The organism is Paramuribaculum intestinale, from assembly GCF_003024925.1.
Lineage (GTDB): Bacteria > Bacteroidota > Bacteroidia > Bacteroidales > Muribaculaceae > Paramuribaculum > Paramuribaculum intestinale.
The window spans coordinates 1-1350 of the sequence record NZ_PUED01000343.1 but is presented as its reverse complement, the minus strand read 5'-3'; the positions used below and the strand labels follow the sequence as shown (position 1 = coordinate 1350).

General features: G+C 43.9%; 2 protein-coding genes. Both read right to left on the bottom strand.

Annotated features, from left to right (window positions below):
* Positions 1-58 precede the first annotated feature (58 nt).
* Positions 59-601 (bottom strand): TetR/AcrR family transcriptional regulator, encoded by a 543-nt coding sequence (locus C5O24_RS13380; protein ID WP_107036982.1) that lies wholly within the window; start codon positions 599-601, stop codon positions 59-61.
* Positions 602-782: 181 nt separating this feature from the next.
* A partial coding sequence (locus tag C5O24_RS13375) for a GNAT family N-acetyltransferase (protein ID WP_107681978.1) occupies positions 783-1350 on the bottom strand: 568 nt, incomplete at its 5' end.

Below are 1350 nucleotides of genomic sequence, written 5' to 3'. Positions count from 1 at the left end.
CTCTCAATCAGCGTAAAAATAATAGCATATCAAATTTACTGAAATGAATGATATATTATTAATTAGAATCAAAATTCATTGACTCGATAAAGATATTTCCGATATTCTCGACATAGACGCGGTTTAGGTCGAGAATGTTGTTTACACGGCCTCCGACTATGCGGCTCATGAAGTCTTGCTCCAGCTGCATCAGTTCGCCGACGTTTGATGTGAATTGGTCGTAGTGCTTGGAGCCTTGAATGAATAGATTGAAGATTGCCTGTGACGGGTTTTCTACACCGTAGTTATCCCTTAAATCATCGCGGACTCGCTCAAACGGGGTCTTGTATCTGTTATAGAAGTCGGAGACAGTAGCCTTGGATAGTTTCTCGCGTTCGTCATCCGAGAGCGCGAACACCGGGAAGAACAGTTCGTCGAGGATATTGGCGAAAAGAGTCTTTTTATTCTTGAAATAGTATGCGATAGCACCCCTTGTCTGCTTGATTACCTTTTCAATATCGGAAATCGCGATAGCGTCCCAACTGCCGATAGCAACCAGCGGATAGCACTTTCTAAGTATATCCGACCTATTTCTTAACGATTGTTCCCGATGTTTCGACATTACGCAAAAAGGGTATGGAGAAGCGTCGTATCTAACACGAGGGTTGTTGTGGAAGACCTGTAAGAAAGATACGGCGCAACCCCATACCCGTATGACGTATGGACTCGCGTTTCATATCTATCCGTCTTCTTACTAAAATTTTCCACGCAAAATGCGGATAATGCAGAAAATGCAGAGGAAATTATGCTGTTATCAATTTTAGGTCGAAGAAGAAAATCCGGCTTTTCAAATCCTCATCGGCAGATATGCCAAACGCATCTTTCTCTCCTTGCTCGGTCTTATATAGAGGCTTAAAGCCGTTTTTCAGGTAGTAATGCAGAGTGGATTCGGTATTGTAGGCATCAACGAGCATATAGCGGCAAGCCGCCTTATTATTCTCGTCCATAAACCAGTATTTGAGGACATCCATGAGCTGAGTGCCTATATTCAATCCTTGACCTTGAAATGTCTTGTTCACACCGAGGCGACCAATCAACACCGCAGGATAGCTGCGGTGGCGCTTTTGCTGGGGTATCTTTCGTTGGAGAGCATTTCGTGACGGATTGTCGAGTGTATAGGTCTTAATGCCATCGTAGGAGAGAGTGGCAATCGCCACAATTTCACGCTGATTCTCTCGGTTTATCCAACAATACGTTTTGCCAAGCAATTCATCCTCATAGAGAAAGACATCATGGCTGAAAAAATCGTCAAGGTCGTAATCTCCACAAGAAAAGGGGTCACAGTAATCTGCGACCTCCTTGGTATAAGGC